Here is a 20,517-nt window from a genome sequence, read left to right as displayed (position 1 = left end):
CTTATTTATCCTAATGAAATATTATGTTTATTAGCTATAGTAGTCACAATCTTGGCTACTACTCCATATACAACACCTAAAATGATCGTTATTACGCCTAGCCATAAGAAATAACTCTCATAAATACTTAGACTTACCATTGGATCAATCTTACCATCAGGCATAGCAACAAGCTGACCTAATTTACCAGATAAAGCACCTCCTAGAGCTATTGCAAGCATAAAAAAGCCCATACCTAGTGTTACTATTTCTTTTCTAAAGTAAATAGCAATCATTGAAAAACCTATTGCAGCAACTAATAACTCAGCTAAAGCTCCAAAGAAGAAATAGACAAACATCCAGTTACCATCGACAAAGCCACTTACCTGTGTCAGCTTTATCACCACATATAAACTTAGAGGCGCGATACCTGCAATTATTGTTCCTATAGAGTATTTATAAGGTACAGATAAGTGTTTTACACTCTTTTTGTATAAAATAGCTAATAACGGACTCAAAACGATTAACCAAAAAGAATCTAAAGATGCATAAGTTGCTGGAGATACATCAAACCCTATCAAGTTAAGTGAAACATTATGCTTTGCAAATAACACTAATGTCGAAAACATTTGGCTATAGACAATAAAATAAATCACCGCTTCAATAACTAAAATCACCCCTATTACTTGTAGAATAGTCTCTTTGCGATCACAAGCATTTCTTGCATCATTTAACATATATATGAATGTTAGAATACATAAGATTATTATCAAATATAAAGAAATATCTGTAACTTGGAATAATCCATAGCATATTAATAACTGAGCTAAGCATATTAGTGATATTAAAAGCTTAACCTTAGTAGTCATTGGTGGTGTATCAGACCCTATACCTTTTAAAAGCTTTGCTCGCCAGAAAAAGTTTGATATTGCAAGAAACATACCAATAACACATATGATGAATGCATAAGAATAACTAGTATATTTTGCAATTATTGGTGTAAATGCTATAGCAAGAAAACCACCAATATTTACTCCCATATAATATACTGTAAATGCTGAGTGAGACTGTGATGGATTATCATCAAAAATTCTTGAAATTAGTGAAGTTGGTGCAGGTTTAAAAAGCCCATTACCAACTATTATAAGTGATAAAGCCCAATTTACATGACTTAAATCCGTTGATATTGCTAAAACAATATAGCCTAATAATAAAAATACCGCACCTATAACTAAAGCATTTTTAACACCTATATATTTATCAGATAAATACCCACCTATCGTTGGTGTGATATAGATTAGTGAAGCAAATATTCCAAAGATTAAATACCCTTGTGACTCACTAATATGACTAGCTGTTATAAAAAGCATAAAAAGAGCTTGGAAACTATAAAAAGCATACCTTTCCCATAACTCTACAAACCATAATACAGAAAACTGCCTTACTTTTATGTCTTTTATCAAAACTATCCTCTACTTAATATTTAAATTAAAGAGATAATTTAACCTAAATAATGCTAAATCTAAAGGATATTTTATTTTATAAACTATAAATTGACTCTAATCATCTAGTCACATAAACTTTTTTATACACTAACTCTATTTCTAAAGAAATGGTTATAGATAAACTTGACGAAAAATCTTTTCGAATTCATGTCGCAAATAATGCAGTAATATCTTTTGACTATAGTACAAATCACCATGGTCAATTTAGACTTTATGACGGTAATAATATTGTTGAATGTTGCCCTATACAAACAACATCATTAAAAACAAAATACTATCATGTAGAATGGCTACTAGAATCAAACAAAGAGTATACTCTCAAAATAACTTGTGATATCCAAGATTTGAATATTGAAAATGGCTGGATATATGATGATACATTACTTGAGTATGGAGGAGTTTGCTTTAGCCTTAAACATGGACAATTCCAGTCACATCACTCTCATGATAACTCTAAGCTAAAAGATACCAAACACCTACAATATCACTTTACAGCAAAAAAAGCTTGGTTGAATGATCCTAATGGTCTGGTTTACTTTAAAGGTAAATATCATATGTTCTATCAGCACTACCCTTATGGTAAACATACCGCAATGCTGCACTGGGGACATTCTGTTTCTGATGATATGGTACATTGGCAACATTTACCTATTGCTATTTATCCACAAAACGATCTTGATGAGAGATATATAGGTGGAGCTTTCTCAGGTAGTGCCATGGTTGTTGATGATGAATTATTTCTTGTCTATACAGAGCATTTTGAGGATCTAGAAAATTCTCCTGATATTTTCATCGAAAAACAAAATCTAATAAAAAGTAAAGATGGTATACATTTTTCAAAACCTAAAACTATTGTTAATCGTAAGCCTGATTTTTGCTCTTATGATTTTAGAGATCCTAAAGTATGGTTTGATAAAAATTTCAACTGCTATTATATGGTGATTGGTACTTATGCAAACAGCTTCCCAAGCGTTGCATTGTATAGATCTGATGATGCTAAGAGCTGGCACTATCATAGCATCTTATTTCAAGAAAAAACTATCTCTGGGAGAACACTAGAATGCCCAGATTTATTTTATCTAGATGGCAAGTATGTACTAGTGCTTTCAATTTTTACAACAGAAAATAAAAAGGACTTCGATTATAAGTCTTTCTATTATATTGGTGATTTTGATGGTAAATATTTTTCAGCTAAGACACCTGCTACATATATAGATTCTGCAAAAGAGTTTTATGCCCCACAGACTTTTGAAGCTAACGGTAATAGGTATGCTATTGGTTGGATGAACTGTTGGGAAGATCATAAAAACCGAGCAAAAGAAGATTCAGCTGGTGCAATGAGTCTAATGAGACAATTCAAGGTAGTGAATAATAAGCTTATTTCCTACCCTACTGATGCTTATAATAACCTTAGAGTGCAACGTTTACAGATAGAAAACTTTAACAAAAATATTGATCTCCCATCAGATCTTATTGAACTAAATTTAGAGTTTAATTCAAACAATACGTGGCAGCTAGAGCTTTTAAAAGATAATCAAGGATCTGTGATTGATATTTGTTATCAAGATAGCCAAATCTCAGTAAAAAATAGCCTTAATCAAGTTATGAATGAAGCTTTTATAAAAGATATAAGTTCAGAAAACATATCTGTAGATATCTTCTTAGATACAACAAGTATTGAGCTTTTTGTTAATAAAGGTCAAGAATCTATCACAATGAGATTTGAACGCTCCAGCAAAATAGAAAATACTATGAAGATTAAAGTTGCAGACCAAAAAAGTCTAACTATCAAATTATATGAACTAAATTCAATATGGCAATAAAAACTAGAGAGAATACAAATGGCATCAATTAATACAAATAATCAATTATCGACATTCACTGTTCCAGAAAGTTTAATACTAAAAGCTGTGAGCATCTGTTTCTTCGCAGCATTTATTACAGGAGGCTTTGGTGCAATACTTGGACTAGTATCACCACAGATATCTAGTCATTATGGCGTTAATGTTTCTCATATTGTTTATATTGATGTTTTAAATATATTAGGGCTTTTGGTAGGTAATGCTTTAAGCTCAAAAACTATGAGCTCTTTAGGTTGTAGAAACACGCTACTCATTGCCCTGGTAATCGGTCTAATTGCACAATTTACTATCGCTGCTGGATTTCCTTTATATATCTATGCTATTTGTGCTCTTTTAAATGGTACTTGCGTAGGCTTTTTGGTACCGGCTGTTAGCCAAACAATCCATGCAGCATATACAAAAACTGGTAAAAGTGAATCACGCTTAAATGTTTTAAACTTTTTCTTTGGTGCCGGCTCGGCATTTGTACCTTTTGTCGGTGGTCATATAGTTGAGCAATTCTCATGGCGTGCAGTGTTTATAGGTATGGGTTGTTTATATTTGATCCTATTTATTATTATCTTTTTATCAAAATTTGAAGAAAAAGCAGCTGTAACTATTAGTGATGATCTAGTTGATGAATCTGATACAGCTAAACCAAAACTTTTAAATATAAGTGTAGTTCTAATAGCTCTAGCTATAATGATTTATGTATATATTGAGTATATTGTTTCATATTGGTTCTCACCATATTTACAAGAGGCTAAACATGTAAGTGTTACAGATGTTGGACTAGTTATTGGTCTATTTTGGGGAATTATTGCTATTTCTAGACTAATCGTAGGTCTATTTGTACTTACAAAAATTAAGCCTGCTGTTTATATTATGATTAGCTCATTTATTACTCTAGTTGGATTTATCATATTCTTAATTGCTAATAGTCTTACAGGATTTATAATAGGCGGTATAGTACTTGGTTTTGGTTGTGCTGCAATGTTCCCAACACTTCTTGGATACGGTATCAATAATGCAAACTACTCTAGTCCAAAGATCTCCTCTTTTTTAATAATGTCAGGCTCTATAGGTGCTTCAATTTGTTTATTTATTTCAGGATTCTTAGGTCAACATATCGATAAGCAAGTACCTATAATTCTTGGACCTATACTTTGTGTGATTATAATTATTTTGGTATTTATTACTCATACTAGAAAAGCAAAACTTTCTAAATAAAAAACCTCTCACTTTATTTTATATTTTCAGTAGTATTTTTGATACAATCTAAAACTGTTTATAAGACAAATATTTTTAAAAATGCTTAGTATAATTCAAAGAGTCAGTTGTGCAAATGTAATTGTAGAGCAGCAAAAAGTTGCTGATATAAATAAAGGTATCTTAGCCCTAGTATGTGTTGAAAAAGAAGATAGTCACCAAAACTTTGAGAAAATGGCTGAGAAAATCCTTAAATATCGTATATTTGAAGATGAAGCTGGTAAGATGAACTTATCCCTTAGAGATATCCAAGGAGAGATAATTCTTGTACCGCAATTTACTTTAGCTGCCAATACTCGTAATGGTAATAGACCTAGTTTTAGTGACGGCTGCCCTCCTGATATTGCCAAAGGTAAATTTGAAGAATTTCAGAAAATCTTCAAGAGTAAATATGAAAAAGTCCAATCTGGAATATTTGGTGCTGATATGAAAGTATCACTAACTAATGATGGACCAGTAACTTTTAGTTTTAAGATTTAGTAATTAGTAAAACTATAGATGACTTACTTCTTGTAGAAAAATAAATGCACATTAGCGATTAGTAATTTCAAAAATGAATAATAAGAAAATAAAACTGTTTGAACAATGTGAGTTTTTTATTTTCTATTTATTTTGAATTACGTTAGCGTAGTGCTAGGCAGTTTTGCATACTTTTTCTGCCATGAAAAAAGTATGTCGCTATAGCTTACAGAGTAAGCAGCGAAAAAATTAAAATTAAGGATTTTAAAAATGCAAAAAAGAATTTGTATAATTGGTGGTAATGGTGAAATGGGTCAGATGACTCAAAATATCTTTAGTAAGTTTTTACCTGAATATACTCTAACTATTTTTGGTCAAAATGATTGGCAGAATCCTGAGCAAAAGCTTACTAATCAAGATATTGTAATACTATCAGTACCAATATATATGACAGATGAGATTATTAAAAAGACTATCCCTTACCTCTCTGAAGGAACAATTTTAGCAGACTATACTAGTATCAAAAAAGAGCCTCTAGATAGCATGTTAGCAAATTATGACGGTCCAGTTGTTGGTCTTCACCCTATCTTTGGCCCAACTATTAGCTCTCCAGATAATCAAGTAATTGTAGTCTGTGATGGTAAGCAACAAGATAAGTATCAATATTTTATCGATGATCTAGCAAGGATTGGCTTTAGTATGGAGAAAATGACTGCCGAAGAGCATGATGAAGCTATGACTTTTATCCAAGGTATTGAGCATTTTAGTGTATATTGTCTTGGAATGTTTCTTAAGCATAAGAATGTTGATATTCAAAAAATGCTAAAGCTAGCTAGCCCAGTATATAAGATGGAGCTTAATATTGTTGGAAGGCTTTTTAGTCAAGGTCCTGGACTATATGCTGATATTATTATGTCTGATAAACAAAGACAACAAACTATCGCCGAGTTCGCGGAATTTGTAAATTCTAATGCTGAAAAAGTATCTGATGGAGATAAGCAAACATTTATCGAGAATTTTAAAGCTGTTAAAGAGTGGATGGGAGATTTTGCTCCACAATCATATAAAAATACAGATAAGCTACTACTTAAAAAGAAAGGTTATTGATGCCTAGTGTTCATAATACTACTAATCCAAAAGTATTCTGAAAAAATGTTCTGTCATCAACTATGTTAATAATTATAGCTTATAAAATTTTCAAATCTCTTTTTAAATCTCTAATTTTAGCGTTAGCTATAACAATAATTTTTCTCATAACAGCAATAAGAGCAACCATCTTCTTTTTTCCACTTTCGACAAGTTTATTGTAAAAAGTTCCAAGCTTTCCATTACTCCTAGAAGCTGTCATAGCAGACATAAATAATACTGGCTTTAAGTCAGCTCTACCACCATAAGTTTTCCTATAACCAATCTTCTTACCACTTTCATAAGCATAGGGAGCGACTCCAGCTAAAGAGGCTATTTGCTTACGATTCAAATTGTCTAGCTCAGGCATAAGTGCAAGTAATGATACTGCAGTAGCTTTTCCCAAACCTGCAACTTCTTTAACTAACAAGTCTCTTGCTTTTGTTAAATATTCACAGTCCTTTATAAGATTATCTATTAAGCTATCTAGAATAGCAATTTCTTGTTCAAGGAACTCTATTACTCTTTGATGAGATTCTTTTGTACACTCTTGATCTGGAGCTTGAATCCTGTTCTTTTCAGCAGCTAATTGTTTCTTAAGGTCTTGCTTTCTAAGTGTATATTTTACAAGCTTTTGAAGATTATTCTCATTAGGTTTATAGCAATCGAGGTGAGCATGTCTTTCATAGCCATATCTAGCTAAACCTATAGCATCAATATTATCTGATTTAGCTAACTGTCCAGTTGAACGAATAAAATGTTTAACAACACGAGTATTAGCTCTATGTACTATAATTTTTTCAACTAATAAATATTCAAGCAAAGCTTTTTCATACCCTCCTGTAGTCTCTAGAACCACAAGACTGTTATCTTTAAGTATAGGATGTTTTTCTAACAGATCATTAAAACCTTTAGAATTATTAAGATATTTAAAAGTTTTTTTACTACCATGTATAGCTACTACAAAATCATTTTTTGACATATCAATACCTATGAAATTATGATACATTTTTAAATATCTCCTTAGTATATTTGTTCTATGTTTACGATTGTAAGCGGTCGTTATAGACCATCCAACTATTCAAACGTATTAAGGAGATAACCTAAGTACCTTGATGACAACGATTGCTTAAATCTATCCTATGACGGTCGCTTAGGTTATAACTAAAGTTTTACACTTTAGTTTGACTCCTTAAACATAAATTATAAAGAAGATTTAACTTACAATCCTATGGCTTGACCATAGGATCTACTCATGATTAGTTTTAAAATTAGATTCTACGATCAAGTCGTAGAATGACAGCTTGGACGTTTTTATTTATGTAGTGTCAGATTAATGTAATAAGATAGTTCATCGCGCTGCTATTACAATAAAGATAATTAATTAAATAGTTGTAATAGGTTCTGTGCACAAAAATAAATTCTCATCGAAGCCAAATAAAAGTACAAGCTAATTTAATCATACCCAGATATGCTGAAATGGTTTTATCAAACCTAGAAAATACTCTTCTAAAATGCTTAATTTTAGAAAAGAAATTCTCAATCAAATGTCTTTCTTTGTATATTTGAATATCAAAATCTATAGGGTTTATAGTATTTGATTTGCAGGGAATAACAGCTTCAGAGGATATATTTTGAATATGTTCTCTAATTTCATTAGAGTGATATGCTCTATCAGCGATAACTTTTGTATTATATACCTTCTGTAGTAGGTCTATTGCCACTTTACTATCATGAGTTTTACCTTCTGACAGTAATACTTCCAGCGGGTTGCCTAAAGCATCGGTCATAGCATGAATCTTGGTGGTTACTCCACCAACTGATCTACCAATTGCTTGGTTATCATTCTTGTCATATCCTGTAGCACAGGCATGTGCTCTTGCTATCGTTGAGTCAAGCATAACTTCTTGTAAATCAGGATTTTGCACTGACTTAAATAATTTAGAGAATATGTCTTTATCACTCCAATCCTTAAAACGCTTATGTATTGATCTATATTTACCATAATAAAATGGTAACATTCTCCATTGGCAGCCTGTACGTAATACATAAAATACTGCTTCAATAAACAATCTTAATTTGTCTTCATCATTGGTATGTATACCTTTTTGTGATTTTAAGAATAATAAAATACTTGACCAGAATACTTCTTTTATATGATAATGCATTTGCTAAACCCTTGGTATTTATTGTCTTTCAACTTCTAAATAACAACGGTTTAGCTATCTTCAATCTAATTTAGCTTTTTTTGTGCACAGAACCTAGTTAAAAAAGAATCCTTTAGCCAAAATTTTTAATAATCTCTTTAACTAATTTTTTACCTTTAATAGGATTAAACATTATAGAACTTAGCGATAAATGATCAGCTCCTGCATCTATATATTTTCTAGCATCTTCAAGAGTATAAACTCCACCACCACCAATTATAGTAATGCTATCACCAAACTCTTCTCTAGCTTTTTTGATAGCAGGCAAACTATATTCATGTAACGGATAACCTGAAATACCGCCCTTATCTGTAGGTATAGTATTACATAAATGAAAAGTTGTAATACCTACTGCAAGGTACTCTCTAATCTTAGCATTATGATCTACAGTTGGTGGCATTTTGATACTGATATTTCTATCTTCAAATAAAGATGCTAGCTCAGTTGGAAAATCGACAATACTAGCATTTGGGCAACCTATATTTATCTCAATATTTTTATGATTAGCAAACTTTGGTAATTTTAAAGTTTCTGCAAAGCTATGCCAGTCTGCTATCTCTAGTGCCGCTAATGATATTATATCCTGAGCTCTCTTAGGTGGATTTGCATTTGCCAGTCCAGGATTACGTAAACCAATTTTATTACGCCAAGCATTTTTCTCTACCTTGCGAATAGTTTTAATTGCTTGTTTGATAAGTCCCCAACGTCTACTTACTGTAAAAGATCCATAGACATTAGAAGTTTCTCTAAACTTAAGATATTTGCCAAACGGCGGTGATATTATGATTTTCTTTAGATTATGATTTCGCATAGAATAAAGCTCAAAAACATTTTGGAAATTCTAACATCTTATAAACTCTTTGCATAGTATTATCAAAAACTGACATTGACTTGTTATAGTATTTATTCTATATTTATATTATGCATTTAAAATACATAATATAATTTACTAAGGAGATAGATATGGCAAAATTTATAAATTTTGTTGAAGGTGCTGACTTTAACCAAGATAAAGTTATTATAAAAAAACTAATAGAAACACCTCTGACTAAAGAGATGCAAGTGAGCATACCCAAAGATATAACAATGAAAGAGCATGCTGCTCCACACCCAATAACTATCATGTTAGTTAAAGGAGATCTTAACTTTTATATAGGTGAGGAAAAACATAATCTAAAAATTGGTGATTTAGTCTACCTAGAGCCAAATACTATGCATAGCTTAGAAGCTATAGAAAATAGTATTATCCGTCTATCATTAGCAAAAACAGACTCAGCTGAACATGTTAAAAAGATAGTAGATTAAAAATTTTATAAGCTAAATTCCCTTAACTTCTCAACTATATTTTCAGCACGTAGAAGAGGTCTACCTACTATGATATAGTCAACGCCAAGCTCTTTAGCTTTTTTAGGTGTCAAAGCATTAAAATGATCATCACTTAAATCACTCTCAAGCCTTACACCTGGGACATATAACTTGATTTTATCCCCAAACTTAGCTCTAACATCAGTAACTAAATGTGGATGACATATAAAGTTTTCCACACCTAAATTCACACATCTTTCAAATTTAGCTAGGCTATCTGCTTTATCAAAGTTTGCATCACTACTTAATGTAATCACTGCTAATGGAATAGCCTGTGTATCAGCATTAAGAGCTGCTTTGACCATTTCATCACTTGCAGTACCGTGAAAAGTAAAGTACTTAAAGTTTGGAATAGCTTTTGAATAATTTTCTATCGCAGTCTTAACTGTATTTGGAATATCATGAAACTTAAAATCTAAGAAGATATCTTTATCTCCTACTAGCTCATGAATTTCTTTAAATGATAGTGTCGAACATAAAATATGACCTATTTTGACACAGTCAACATGCTTTGAAACAGATGCTGTCTTCTCTAAGTCTGATTTAGAGATACCATCTGCTGAGAACATTATTTTCATTGAGTTTCTCAAAAGATTAATCGATGTTGAAACTATATATTAGTTCAATTTGTGTCGATAGTAAACTATATTTTAAAGTTAGTATTTTGTAGTTATTGAAATATTAAAGATAGTACTAGAATTAGTTAGTTTTTTTGATATTTTGTAAGCTATTAGCTATTAAACCTAAATATTTAGGATCTTGTGGAATCCCTTTAAGATCTTGCTTCTTGACAAGTTTTTTCAACTGAGATTCTAGGTTTTTATTTTTATGAATCGATGTAATATTTTTACTTATTGCTGGATATAGTTGCTCATCAACTTTCTTAATCTTATCGCGATAGTTAGTCAAACAATCTGAACCTTGTTGCTCAAGTTGCTGTTTTGTCGCGTTATTTAGATAATAATTTTCTATCTGCTTTGATAAATCCATTTGTAATTGAATAAATATTAAAAATGAATTCTTTTCTAGCTTATTTTGCTTTGCTAATTTTTCAGCATTTTGTAGCACACGCACCTCTTGACTAGCATCGTAAATAGATCCTTTAATCTTTGATTTACATATCCCAACACCTTTCATTAGTTCTGCTCTTTGTACCAAAAGATTAAGTGGCTTATTAACTCCAGCATAACAAACTCCTAGTAGCATAGAAAACAATACTAGTACTTTAATCAACCTTTTCATTTTTTATCCCTTATATATTTTTAGTGATGTTTGTAACTACTAAAAACTAAACCTTACAAAATTTTAACTGTGTAATACTATATTGTGATCTATAATTACTATTATAAATATCTTTTACAACAAAACTAGGAGTACTAGATATGTTAAAAAAATCTTTCTCAATAATCTCAGCTCTAGCATTATCATCTTGTAGTGTTTTAGGTATAAATGATACTCCTCAAGCTAAATATACAAATATTAAAAAAGACAAGGACTACTCTGTTAGAGTTTATGCCCCTCTCACAGAGGCTCAAGTAACAGTAGAAGATCCAAATTATAAGTCAGCTGTAAATAGAGGCTTTGGTTATCTGTTTAAGTATATAACAGGAGCAAATATATCTAAGAAAGATATTCAAATGACAGCACCTGTTAAAATAGAACAAACATCACAAAATATAGAAATGACAGCACCTGTTATGATAAAAGGCGATGATAAGATATGGACTATAGCTTTTGTATTACCTGCTAAATATACTCTAGAAAACGCACCAAAACCAACTAATAACAGAGTAAAGCTTGTTGAAAAACCTGAAACAAAAATGGCTGTCATTACATTTAGTGGATTCTTAGACAAAGATTCTATAGATTCTAATACCGAAAAGCTTAAAGCATGGATAAAATCTAATAACTATCAAGTCACTGGTCAACCAGAAGCAGCGGGATATAACCCACCTTGGACTATACCATTCTTACGCACTAATGAAGTTATGATACCTATTAAATAACCAATCTCATCATGAGAATTTCTTAATATATCTAATTTTTCAAAATAAATTAAAATAATATTTACTAATCTAAGTACATCTTTTTAATTTCTGATAGAATAAATCAAATACAAAAACTCAAATTTATAGATAAGAATATGGAAAAAGTAAGTTTTAAATCTCACGGTTCAAATATCGCGGCTTTACTATACAAGCCTGAAAACTTTAACGAAAATAACAAATACCCAGCAATAGTTCTTTGTCATGGTTTTGCTGGTTTTAAAGAAGTACTACTTCCAGCATACGCTGAAGCTTTTGCTAAAGCAGGATATATAGTTCTTAACTTTGATTATAGAGGATTTGGTGAGAGTGAAGGTGAAAGAGGTAGATTAGTACCAAAATTACAAATAGAAGATATCAACTCAGCGATAGACTATGTTACTAGCTTAGACTTCGTTGACTCTAGTAAGATCGGACTATGGGGAACTTCATATGGTGGCGCAAATGCTATCACTGCAGCAGCTCAAAATGATCTAGTTAAATGTCTATCTGTACAGCTAACTTTTGCTAATGGTGAAAGAGTAATCACAGGCGAGATGTCTACTGAAGAGAAAGAAAAGTTCTTTGGAATGATCGATAAAATGTTAGCTAAAAAAGAAAAAACTGGTAAGGAAATGATGGTTCCTTTACATAAGGTTCTAACAGATGAGCAATCTTTAGGTTTCTATGAAAGATATAGTAAAGAGTATGATGCTTTTGATATTAAGATTCCATTCCTTACAGTTAATGAAACTATCTCACACAAACCTGAAAACTATATAGGCGATTTAAAGATACCTGTATTAATAGTTGCTTCAGATACAGATTCTGTAAACCCTGTAGAAGAGTCTCATATCCTATATGAAAAAGCTAATGATCCTAAAGAGCTTATGGTTCTAGAAGGTGTTAGTCACTATGAATGCTATGAAGGTGAGCCCTTGCAGCAAATACTTACTAAACAAATAGCTTGGTTTAATAAGTATATTAAATAATTTTCTTAGAATATTTTCTAGCTTTAATCAAATTAAATTAAGCCAGTGATATTGAATAGTTTAAATGATTCTTATTTAACATTTCTTGTAATGCCAACTCTACAAGTAATCTTTTAGATTGCCCTAAAGCTTGAGCTATTTTTATAGCTTTATCTACGCTTACAGATTTTCTATTATTTTCTATATCACATAAGTACTGTTTAGATACTCCTAATTTTTTGGCTAGCTCAACCTGAGTCAACTCCCCACACTTACGTAAAGATGCTATAGTTTCGCCAAATGTAGGCTTACCCCCCAAGACATCATCTAATATATTTAAAGCTTCTTTACTCATAATAAGCTCCTTAATACTTGTGTTTATTAACTTCTATGACTTCAATATAGTTTAATTCTATATTTCCATTATCATGTTGTTTATAAATTGCTCTATATGCTTTATTTAACCTTACTGAACGTTGCCCTTTTCTGTCTCCATGTAAAGGCTCATCATGGTAGCCTTTTAATTTTCTTGTTTGAAGCAAACCAATCTTACTAACAGTAGCTATCCATGTTCTAAGGTTGATTACTATATGTTTTGGTAAACGTTTAATATCTTTAATAGCTTTACTATTTATCTCAACCTTTCTAGTATTCATAAGACTTTTAAAGTTTATTTATACCCATATAGTACTCCTTTAAAGTGTACTTTTCAATATTTAGGAGTTACTTTTCTTCTCCCTTCATTCAAATATAGTTTAGAATAACCCATTATTTTTTCAAAAAACTCTTCAAATGATCTAAAAACCAAGTGTATCGAACAGGTAGATCTTTATATTTTTTATATAAAACATATATGCTCTCATATGTCGGAACTTCTAAATCTAGAATTTTCAACTTATCAGAATATTCTGAGTTCTCTACTGTAAATCTAGGCAATATCGTAAAGCCTAGACCTAGAGACACCGGTAATAAAATCTGACTTAACTGATTAACATAACCAGTCTCTCTAACACCTTTTAAACTACTATGAGATTTGTTGTTATTTTTAAATATTTTCTCAAGGTAATATAACCCATCTGGATGATTAATAAATCCTGTATTTATAATGTCTTCTAAAGATTTCTCTTGTTGTCTTTTTGAGATCACTACTACAAGTTCTTGGACACCCACCTTTAATTGTGTGAACTGTTCTGAGTCTTGTTTATTTGTCACTATACCAATATCAATATCATTAGAACTAAGCATATCTATAATTTTCTTGTTTGGTATAGACTCTAGTGATATCTTAAGATCTTGATGTTTAGTTTGGTACTCAAGAAAAGGCTTATATATCTGTATTAAAATGCTTCCAGAGCAGCCAAATTTACACTCTCCTTCATAAGGATAGTCATGCCCTATTTCTGATACTAACTCTTGTTCTCTATCTCTTATATCTACAGCATATTTATAAAGCAAATGCCCTGCTTGGGTTAACTCAAACTTTTTACCAGTATTATTTATGATTGTTTTGCCGATACTTTGCTCGAGCTTGTCTATATGTTGGCTAACTCCTGATTGAGTCATATTTAGAAGCTTCGCAGTCTTTGTATAGTGACCAACCTCAACTAACTTTAGGAAAGTATTGAGAAACTTACTATTAATCATTTTTTATAATCAAAACTATTATTTTTAATAATTTTACATTATAACACTTAAACAATATAATCATCACATAAATTAAAGACTCTAATTAAAAAAGGAAGAAACAATGCAAAACACATACCCAAGAAATTTCTCACACATTGGAATATCTGTACCAGATCTTGAGGCAGCTGTTAAATTTTATACTGAAGTTTTAGGCTGGTATACGATTATGAAACCTACCGAAATCATTGAAGATGACAGCGCTATTGGAGAAATGTGTACTGATGTTTTTGGCGCAGGCTGGGGATCATTTAGAATCGCTCATTTATCTACTGGTGATCGTATTGGGGTTGAGCTGTTTGAGTTTAAAAACCAAGAAAATCCAAAGAATAACTTTGAATACTGGAAAACAGGTATTTTCCACTTCTGTGTCCAAGATCCTGATGTTGAAGGATTAGCTCAAAAAATAGTTGATGCTGGTGGTAAACGTAGAATGGCTAAACCTAGATTTTATTATCCTGGTGAAAAACCATATAGAATGATCTATATGGAAGACCCATTTGGAAATATCTTAGAAATCTATAGCCATAGTTATGAATTACACTATTCTGCTGGTGCGTATAACTAAGGTATAGTTAACTACATATAAGAACCTCGTACTGGATTTATCTCCTTTATATTTCATATGCTAGTGCAGTTGTTGTAATCGTTGTTATCGGTAGCTTACCTGGTTGACTTACATTAGTACCATTTAGTTGGAACTGAAGCTGGAGACTCAAGTTTTTATATAATTTAGCGGATAATATAGTATTACTCTGATAGATAAATACATTAGGATTGACCGTATTATTATTTTGATAAGCATAGTTAACTATAAAGTCTTCTTTAAAACTTGAATCTTTCGTAAAGTTCCATACATATTGCACACCTGATTGTGCACCAAAACCATTAGTAAATTGACCAGTGCTGTTAAGTTGGCTTTGTGTTAAGCTTGGTCCTGCTGTTACATTTAATGACATATTATCATTTTTATACAAAATTCTCTTATAACCTGCAGATTCCATAAAGACATAATTAAATACATCTAACTCATCACGTAGTACATTTAAATTACCGTATACCCCATTTCTCTTATCATAATCCCATGAGCTTTTCGCGCTTAGCTGAGCCCTATTTACTCTAACCCCTGATTTATCAGAAACTGTATCATCATGGCTATATAAGTAATTAAAGAGTAAATTATTTTGCCACTGCTCTGTTGGATTATAATTAATATTTATTCCAACATTTAAGTTTGTAGTAGCACTATTACCTGTAACAATACTTCCACCTAAACCGATAGATGTACCTTTCCAAGGACTAGTGTCTTTTTTATCATCTTTTAAGGCTTCTTGCTTAGGTTTAGAAGATGCTTCCTCTTTCTTTTCTGTGTTATCTTTTGGAGTGGTTTGAGTGGCCTTTTTAGCCTCTGTTTTATCTGCTACATTATCTTTAGTTGTAGAAGTTGTTTTATCTTGTTCTTCTTTGGCTGTATCATCTGATTGCTCTGCTAATTTTTTATATTTCTCAGCAAGCTTTTTATACTCTAAATATTTCTGCATAGCCTCTTGTTTGGTGATCGCTTCTAACGGCGTAGAAAAACATAAAAATGCAAAAAGCACTATAATGAATTTCTTAAAATTGCCACCTTGCATTGAGTATCCATTTCAGAGATAAAAATATCATTGCTAGTAGAGTAACATATTTTATAAAAACACCAATATATTTGAAGTCTAGCAGATTAAATATTATCCCGTTTTGCTTCGCAATCCACCCCATCACACTTCGACTCCGCTCAGTGACCATGAAGGGGAATTTCTACACATTAGGGTTAGTAGTCTCAAAAATAAATGACTCGAAATAAAACTATATAAAAGTAGTACGTCATTCCGTCAGGCTTGACCACGGAATCTAGCAAATAGCTTATTAATAAGCTATTTTGATCAAGTACTACTTTTAAACATAGTAGATATTTTAGGCTACGTTAGCGTAGTGCTAGGCAGTTTTGCATACTTTTTCTGCCATGAAAAAAGTATGTCGCTAAAACTTACGTAGTAAGTGGCGAAATATTATGATTTATTACATTCAAGATATTCTATAAGCCTTCTTTTAACAGCATATATCTGCTTTTTAAAAGTATTTGGTTGTCTAGGATGAATAACCTTTGTTAAATCTATCTTTAATTCATCTATAGCATTTTCTAGCCTACTTATATCTTCTTCAAGAGCAGGTAAGTCACAATTTATAATATCTTGTTGAGATGCAATGATTAAAGTAATTTTTTGTTCAATTTTTGCAAATAACGTTTGTAAAGACGGCCTTAAAAAAACTAATTTTTTATCTAAAGCATCATAAAGTTCGGCAGAGGAGTTATAAGCATCTATATAAGCAATAAGCTCACAACTATTAGATTCAAGATTATAAATATTCCCTTGTTGTCGTATAAATAATTTATTAACTTCTTGTATATATTCCTTTTTCTCTTCAGCACTTAACTTAAACAATAATTGTTCTAAATGTAACTTACATCTAATAACTTTAGTTTTAGTTTCTGATAGCGTTGTCCATAAAGACTCTATTGTTTCCAGTTCTTTATCTAACCATTTTTGTTCACGAATATATTTATAATCTGTTTTAATCTTTAAAGAAGTAATTATGTAAGTAAAAAACGCTGTAATAAAAACTATTAAAAATTTAGTCATATAAGAAAACTCTTTTTATATCAGGTCAAAACTCATGATTAAACTCTAAGCACTGCCCTCTTTGATCACTAACAACCTTACCTTTATGATACTTCACTACCCCATTAATAATAGTTGTCTGAACTTTTGATTGGAAAGTAACATTGTTAAACGGAGTCCAACCACACTTATAGTGACAACATTCATCTGTCACAGTATGCGGATCATTAAGATCTACCAGTACTAAATCTGCCATGTAACCCTCACGGATAAAGCCACGATCTTTTACTTTATAAACTATAGCTGGAGCATGGGCTGTCTTTTGCACGACTTGCTCTAAAGTTAAGAAACCTTTATGATAATGCTCTAATACTGAGATAAGAGCCTGCTCGACAAGTGGTAAACCAGCTGGCGCTTTAAAGTAAGTACCTTGTTTCTCTTCCCAAGTATGTGGTGCGTGGTCTGTTGCGATCACATCAATAGTATCATTGGCCACACATTCTAGAAGCTTCAAACGGTCACTTTCTTCTTTAACCGCTGGATTACACTTAATACGCGCGCCTTTATCAGCATAATCTTTACGTGAGAAGAATAAATGATGAGCACAAACCTCTGCTGTGATACGCTTTTCCTCTAATGGAATAGTATTATCAAAATGTACCATCTCTTCTGCTGTAGTTAGATGTAATACATGTAATCTTGAGTTATATTTCTTTGCTAAACCTACTGCAAGCTCAGATGATTTAAAACAAGCTTCACGTGAGCGAATCTCTGGATGTAAATCCATTGGCACATCTTCACCATATTTTTCACGTGCTTTGTTTTCAAGTTCTGTAATCATTGGCGTATCTTCGCAATGCGTCACAATAAGTAGCGGACTATCTTTGAAGAAACCTTCTAAAGTCTCAGGGTTGTTTACCAGCATATTACCAGTTGAAGCCCCCATAAAGATTTTGATAGCACAAGCATCGTTTGGTTTTAGACGTTTTAACTCCTCGACATTATCATTTGTCGCACCTAGATAAAAAGCATAGTTTGCATGTGACCTAGCTGCAGCACGCTCTTTTTTCTCATCGAGGCGCTCAACTACTGTAGTAGCTGGATTTACATTTGGCATCTCCATATATGATGTGATACCACCCATCACCGCAGCGCGAGATTCTGACTCGATATCTCCTTTATGCATAAGTCCAGGCTCTCTAAAATGCACCTGATCATCTATCATCCCTGGCAGTAGATGAAGGCCTGTCGCATCAATAATTTTATCTGCTGCTTTATTTATATTTGCAGCAACTTGAGCTATCTTGCCATTCTCAACTAAGACATCTGACTTAAAAGTTTTTCCCTCATTTACAACTGTAGCATTTTTGATAAGTAAGCTTTGGTTTTGCATTTTTCCCTCCTTTATAAATCTTAGAAAATTATAATAAACCGTACTCTAAATCACCAGGTTTAAAACTAATATTTACTTTATATCCATGTTAACATGTCTAATTAGCTAATAATTTCAAATCATAAGAGAATGGACAAAATAGAAACAAACAACAACCAATACTGGCTAGATAGATGGCAAAATAATGATGTAGAAAACTTCTGTCAAGAATCTCCTAATGAGTTTTTAGTTAAGCATTTTTCTAAGCTTCAAGTAACTAGCTCATCGACTTGTTTTATGCCAATGTGTGGCAAAAGTATAGATATATTATTTTTCCTCTCAAAGGGAGTTAAAGTGGTAGGTGTTGAGTTATCAGAAAAAGCAGTTATTTCGTTTTTTACTGAAAATCACATCAAATATGAAGTTATCGAAGAGAAAGACTATAAATATTATAAAAGTGATAATGTTGTAATATATGTATCTGATATTTTCAATTTGCCTAAAATAGCTAAAAATTTACCTAGTTTTGATATTTGGTATGATAGAGGTGCGTATATTGCCTTACCTCCTGAGTTAAGAGAAAAATATGCAAAGATGATGCAAGAGACATGCTCAGATAAAACACAAATATTACTCCTAGTAATGGAGCATGACAAAGAGTCTCAGACACCACCGTTTAATGTCTCTCAAGAAGAGTTAAGCAGAAACTTTTATCCAAGGATAAATCTTGGATTAATTGATAGTCAGTCAAGAGATAGTATTCCAGACTATAGAAAAGCGGAGGGAATGACTTTTCAATATTATAAAACTTATATAAGAGAATAAAACTTATAGTATAAAAGCAAGCTATTATCTTACAAGGCCACTGAGCGGAGTCGAAGTGTGACCATAGGATCTATAATATTAAGCTAAAACTTTAAATAGATTCTACGATCAAGTCGTAGAATGACACATATTTATGAAATTAGTTATATTTTTCAAACTTCTTATTGATACTCTGCATATACTCTTCTAATGCTACTAAAGTAAAGCTGTCATCTTTATTCATAATTGGTAATCTAACATACTTACCATCATATCTAAGCTTAACTGTGTAGTTGCTACCATCTTTGTATAGCTCAAACTGCAAATTACTTGCATAACCTGGAGCTTTTTCTAAAGGTACTCCTAAAGTTCCCATAATCTCAAGTAACGTTAAATCATGACCTGAATAATAAGTCATCTTATATTTTGATTTACCTACAGCAGCTTTATCAAGATCACTAATTATTCTATTAGTAATCTTACCACCCATGATATAAGAAACTTTCTGCGATTTAAACTGATCTGCTAAGCCCCAACTTGTTAGAGCAATTATTTTATTAGCATCATCTTGAGATAGGCCTTTTGGTAGTGGTTTATCATGAGCTTTAGCAACAATCAAAACATCACCTATTACTAAGATATCATCTAAACCAGATATTTTATTGCCTAATATTTTTTGCCACTTTGCAAAATCAGGCGCAACTTCTTTAGTCTTGTTCTGCCAAACCGGTGAATTATAAACATACTTTTTCAATACTGCTAAATACTTTGGATAAGGAAATTGAAGAAGCTTTGAATCAGCTGTTAGAGTCATTATAGGAACTAGTTGGACTCTATCTTTGATAGCTGCTTTACCATTACCTAAAACAGGACCAGTCCCAGGAGGATAAAGACCCATTAGCAAGCTTTGCGCACTTTCAACTGTTCTATTTGTATGACTCGATAATACATAGATACTTTGGTTTTGATAGTTTTTTGGCAAAAGTTTAAATTGCTCAACATATCTCTTTCTTAGCTGTCTACCTTCGGTGTAAGTTCTGATAAAGAAGTCCCCCAGTCATAGTTCGCATTTTTGATATTCGCAAAAGGAGCTCTATCACCATGACGAGTTACCAACGATACAAAAACTAGTTTACCTTAAGAGTATGCTACAGGAATTAATAGCACGAATAATGTAATTGCTGTGACAAATTTTTTCATTTGATTTATTACCTATCATATTTAATTTGCATAATATTAGCATTTTTGAAAAC

20 protein-coding genes and 2 pseudogenes are annotated in these 20,517 nt (G+C 31.8%); 9 read left to right on the top strand and 13 right to left on the bottom strand.

Features of this window, described 5'->3' with window-relative positions; genetic code table 11:
• Positions 1-5: 5 nt before the first annotated feature.
• On the bottom strand, positions 6-1,442 hold the full coding sequence (locus FIP56_RS00195; protein ID WP_192576997.1) for a peptide MFS transporter: 1,437 nt from the start codon (positions 1,440-1,442) through the stop codon (positions 6-8).
• Between the two features lie 149 nt (positions 1,443-1,591).
• Between FIP56_RS00195 and FIP56_RS00190 the strand changes: the two genes are divergently transcribed.
• From FIP56_RS00190 to tyrA, 4 genes are all read left to right on the top strand, one after another.
• Positions 1,592-3,307, top strand: a complete 1,716-nt coding sequence (locus FIP56_RS00190; RefSeq protein WP_192576996.1) for a glycoside hydrolase family 32 protein — start codon at positions 1,592-1,594, stop codon at positions 3,305-3,307.
• Between the two features lie 18 nt (positions 3,308-3,325).
• Positions 3,326-4,555, top strand: coding sequence for an MFS transporter (locus FIP56_RS00185; protein WP_192576995.1), 1,230 nt, complete (start codon positions 3,326-3,328; stop codon positions 4,553-4,555).
• Between the two features lie 81 nt (positions 4,556-4,636).
• Entirely contained in the window at positions 4,637-5,074 is a 438-nt protein-coding gene (dtd, locus tag FIP56_RS00180) for a D-aminoacyl-tRNA deacylase (RefSeq protein WP_192576994.1), read from the top strand.
• A gap of 249 nt (positions 5,075-5,323) precedes the next feature.
• On the top strand, positions 5,324-6,160 hold the full coding sequence (tyrA, locus tag FIP56_RS00175; RefSeq protein WP_192576993.1) for a bifunctional chorismate mutase/prephenate dehydrogenase: 837 nt from the start codon (positions 5,324-5,326) through the stop codon (positions 6,158-6,160).
• Positions 6,161-6,239: 79 nt separating this feature from the next.
• Here the strand turns inward: tyrA and FIP56_RS00170 are convergent, their stop codons facing one another.
• From FIP56_RS00170 to FIP56_RS00160, 3 genes and pseudogenes are all read right to left on the bottom strand, one after another.
• A complete protein-coding gene (locus FIP56_RS00170) occupies positions 6,240-7,187 on the bottom strand; it encodes an IS110 family transposase (protein ID WP_192576992.1) in 948 nt (315 codons plus the stop codon).
• Between the two features lie 415 nt (positions 7,188-7,602).
• Positions 7,603-8,346: an IS5 family transposase gene (locus FIP56_RS00165; RefSeq protein ID WP_192576991.1), complete on the bottom strand. Its 744-nt coding sequence runs from the start codon at positions 8,344-8,346 to the stop codon at positions 7,603-7,605.
• Between the two features lie 65 nt (positions 8,347-8,411).
• Positions 8,412-9,196, bottom strand: a pseudogene (locus FIP56_RS00160) (diguanylate cyclase).
• A 152-nt stretch (positions 9,197-9,348) separates the two neighbouring features.
• Between FIP56_RS00160 and FIP56_RS00155 the strand changes: the two are divergent.
• The gene (locus FIP56_RS00155) at positions 9,349-9,690 is read left to right on the top strand and encodes an AraC family ligand binding domain-containing protein (protein ID WP_192576989.1); all 342 of its coding nucleotides are present in this window, start codon (positions 9,349-9,351) and stop codon (positions 9,688-9,690) included.
• Between the two features lie 5 nt (positions 9,691-9,695).
• On the opposite strand, the gene pyrF is transcribed toward FIP56_RS00155, so the two are convergent.
• Together pyrF and FIP56_RS00145 are read right to left on the bottom strand one after the other, a co-directional pair.
• Entirely contained in the window at positions 9,696-10,328 is a 633-nt protein-coding gene (gene pyrF / locus FIP56_RS00150; protein WP_209451845.1) for an orotidine-5'-phosphate decarboxylase, read from the bottom strand.
• Positions 10,329-10,449: 121 nt separating this feature from the next.
• Complete coding sequence (locus FIP56_RS00145; protein WP_192576988.1) at positions 10,450-10,992, bottom strand: chorismate mutase; 543 nt, start codon at positions 10,990-10,992, stop codon at positions 10,450-10,452.
• Between the two features lie 140 nt (positions 10,993-11,132).
• On the opposite strand from FIP56_RS00145, the gene FIP56_RS00140 reads away from it, so the two are divergent.
• Both FIP56_RS00140 and FIP56_RS00135 read left to right on the top strand, forming a co-directional pair.
• Positions 11,133-11,756 carry a heme-binding protein gene (locus FIP56_RS00140; RefSeq protein WP_192576987.1) on the top strand — a complete coding sequence of 208 codons (624 nt, stop codon included), beginning with the start codon at positions 11,133-11,135 and terminating at the stop codon, positions 11,754-11,756.
• 137 nt (positions 11,757-11,893) lie between these two features.
• Positions 11,894-12,766, top strand: coding sequence for an alpha/beta fold hydrolase (locus FIP56_RS00135; protein ID WP_192576986.1), 873 nt, complete (start codon positions 11,894-11,896; stop codon positions 12,764-12,766).
• A 37-nt stretch (positions 12,767-12,803) separates the two neighbouring features.
• On the opposite strand, the gene FIP56_RS00130 is transcribed toward FIP56_RS00135, so the two are convergent.
• From FIP56_RS00130 to FIP56_RS00120, 3 genes are all read right to left on the bottom strand, one after another.
• Positions 12,804-13,100: a helix-turn-helix transcriptional regulator gene (locus tag FIP56_RS00130; protein WP_192576985.1), complete on the bottom strand. Its 297-nt coding sequence runs from the start codon at positions 13,098-13,100 to the stop codon at positions 12,804-12,806.
• A 10-nt stretch (positions 13,101-13,110) separates the two neighbouring features.
• Positions 13,111-13,401, bottom strand: coding sequence for a type II toxin-antitoxin system mRNA interferase toxin, RelE/StbE family (locus FIP56_RS00125; protein WP_192576984.1), 291 nt, complete (start codon positions 13,399-13,401; stop codon positions 13,111-13,113).
• A gap of 112 nt (positions 13,402-13,513) precedes the next feature.
• On the bottom strand, positions 13,514-14,389 hold the full coding sequence (locus FIP56_RS00120) for a LysR family transcriptional regulator (protein WP_192576983.1): 876 nt from the start codon (positions 14,387-14,389) through the stop codon (positions 13,514-13,516).
• A gap of 103 nt (positions 14,390-14,492) precedes the next feature.
• On the opposite strand from FIP56_RS00120, the gene FIP56_RS00115 reads away from it, so the two are divergent.
• Positions 14,493-14,996 (top strand): lactoylglutathione lyase family protein, encoded by a 504-nt coding sequence (locus FIP56_RS00115; RefSeq protein WP_192576982.1) that lies wholly within the window; start codon positions 14,493-14,495, stop codon positions 14,994-14,996.
• A gap of 46 nt (positions 14,997-15,042) precedes the next feature.
• On the opposite strand, the gene FIP56_RS00110 is transcribed toward FIP56_RS00115, so the two are convergent.
• The 3 genes from FIP56_RS00110 to FIP56_RS00100 form a co-directional block, all read right to left on the bottom strand.
• Positions 15,043-16,062 carry a DUF481 domain-containing protein gene (locus tag FIP56_RS00110; protein WP_192576981.1) on the bottom strand — a complete coding sequence of 340 codons (1,020 nt, stop codon included), beginning with the start codon at positions 16,060-16,062 and terminating at the stop codon, positions 15,043-15,045.
• A 414-nt stretch (positions 16,063-16,476) separates the two neighbouring features.
• The gene (locus FIP56_RS00105; protein ID WP_192576980.1) at positions 16,477-17,109 is read right to left on the bottom strand and encodes a hypothetical protein; all 633 of its coding nucleotides are present in this window, start codon (positions 17,107-17,109) and stop codon (positions 16,477-16,479) included.
• A 25-nt stretch (positions 17,110-17,134) separates the two neighbouring features.
• A complete protein-coding gene (locus FIP56_RS00100) occupies positions 17,135-18,481 on the bottom strand; it encodes a dihydroorotase (RefSeq protein ID WP_192576979.1) in 1,347 nt (448 codons plus the stop codon).
• 129 nt (positions 18,482-18,610) lie between these two features.
• Here FIP56_RS00100 and FIP56_RS00095 point away from each other — a divergent pair, with 129 nt between their 5' ends.
• Complete coding sequence (locus tag FIP56_RS00095; protein ID WP_192576978.1) at positions 18,611-19,285, top strand: thiopurine S-methyltransferase; 675 nt, start codon at positions 18,611-18,613, stop codon at positions 19,283-19,285.
• A 139-nt stretch (positions 19,286-19,424) separates the two neighbouring features.
• On the opposite strand, the pseudogene FIP56_RS00090 reads toward FIP56_RS00095, so the two are convergent.
• Positions 19,425-20,464, bottom strand: a pseudogene (locus FIP56_RS00090) (histidine phosphatase family protein).
• Between the last annotated feature and the right edge of the window lie 53 nt (positions 20,465-20,517).

The sequence above is a fragment of the Francisella sp. LA112445 genome, assembly GCF_012224145.1.
In the GTDB taxonomy this organism is placed as follows: Bacteria; Pseudomonadota; Gammaproteobacteria; order Francisellales; family Francisellaceae; genus Francisella.
The sequence above is the reverse complement of the archived record's forward strand: the minus strand, read 5'-3'. Positions and strand labels throughout refer to the sequence as shown.

Coding starts and splice junctions, on each gene's coding strand:
- FIP56_RS00190 (WP_192576996.1), top strand. CDS start 1,592: ATGGTTATAGATAAACTTGACGAAAAATCTTTTCGAATTCATGTCGCA.
- FIP56_RS00185 (WP_192576995.1), top strand. CDS start 3,326: ATGGCATCAATTAATACAAATAATCAATTATCGACATTCACTGTTCCA.
- dtd (WP_192576994.1), top strand. CDS start 4,637: ATGCTTAGTATAATTCAAAGAGTCAGTTGTGCAAATGTAATTGTAGAG.
- tyrA (WP_192576993.1), top strand. CDS start 5,324: ATGCAAAAAAGAATTTGTATAATTGGTGGTAATGGTGAAATGGGTCAG.
- FIP56_RS00170 (WP_192576992.1), bottom strand. CDS start 7,187: ATGTATCATAATTTCATAGGTATTGATATGTCAAAAAATGATTTTGTA.
- FIP56_RS00165 (WP_192576991.1), bottom strand. CDS start 8,346: ATGCATTATCATATAAAAGAAGTATTCTGGTCAAGTATTTTATTATTC.
- FIP56_RS00155 (WP_192576989.1), top strand. CDS start 9,349: ATGGCAAAATTTATAAATTTTGTTGAAGGTGCTGACTTTAACCAAGAT.
- pyrF (WP_209451845.1), bottom strand. CDS start 10,328: ATGAAAATAATGTTCTCAGCAGATGGTATCTCTAAATCAGACTTAGAG.
- FIP56_RS00145 (WP_192576988.1), bottom strand. CDS start 10,992: ATGAAAAGGTTGATTAAAGTACTAGTATTGTTTTCTATGCTACTAGGA.
- FIP56_RS00140 (WP_192576987.1), top strand. CDS start 11,133: ATGTTAAAAAAATCTTTCTCAATAATCTCAGCTCTAGCATTATCATCT.
- FIP56_RS00135 (WP_192576986.1), top strand. CDS start 11,894: ATGGAAAAAGTAAGTTTTAAATCTCACGGTTCAAATATCGCGGCTTTA.
- FIP56_RS00130 (WP_192576985.1), bottom strand. CDS start 13,100: ATGAGTAAAGAAGCTTTAAATATATTAGATGATGTCTTGGGGGGTAAG.
- FIP56_RS00125 (WP_192576984.1), bottom strand. CDS start 13,401: ATGAATACTAGAAAGGTTGAGATAAATAGTAAAGCTATTAAAGATATT.
- FIP56_RS00120 (WP_192576983.1), bottom strand. CDS start 14,389: ATGATTAATAGTAAGTTTCTCAATACTTTCCTAAAGTTAGTTGAGGTT.
- FIP56_RS00115 (WP_192576982.1), top strand. CDS start 14,493: ATGCAAAACACATACCCAAGAAATTTCTCACACATTGGAATATCTGTA.
- FIP56_RS00110 (WP_192576981.1), bottom strand. CDS start 16,062: ATGCAAGGTGGCAATTTTAAGAAATTCATTATAGTGCTTTTTGCATTT.
- FIP56_RS00105 (WP_192576980.1), bottom strand. CDS start 17,109: ATGACTAAATTTTTAATAGTTTTTATTACAGCGTTTTTTACTTACATA.
- FIP56_RS00100 (WP_192576979.1), bottom strand. CDS start 18,481: ATGCAAAACCAAAGCTTACTTATCAAAAATGCTACAGTTGTAAATGAG.
- FIP56_RS00095 (WP_192576978.1), top strand. CDS start 18,611: ATGGACAAAATAGAAACAAACAACAACCAATACTGGCTAGATAGATGG.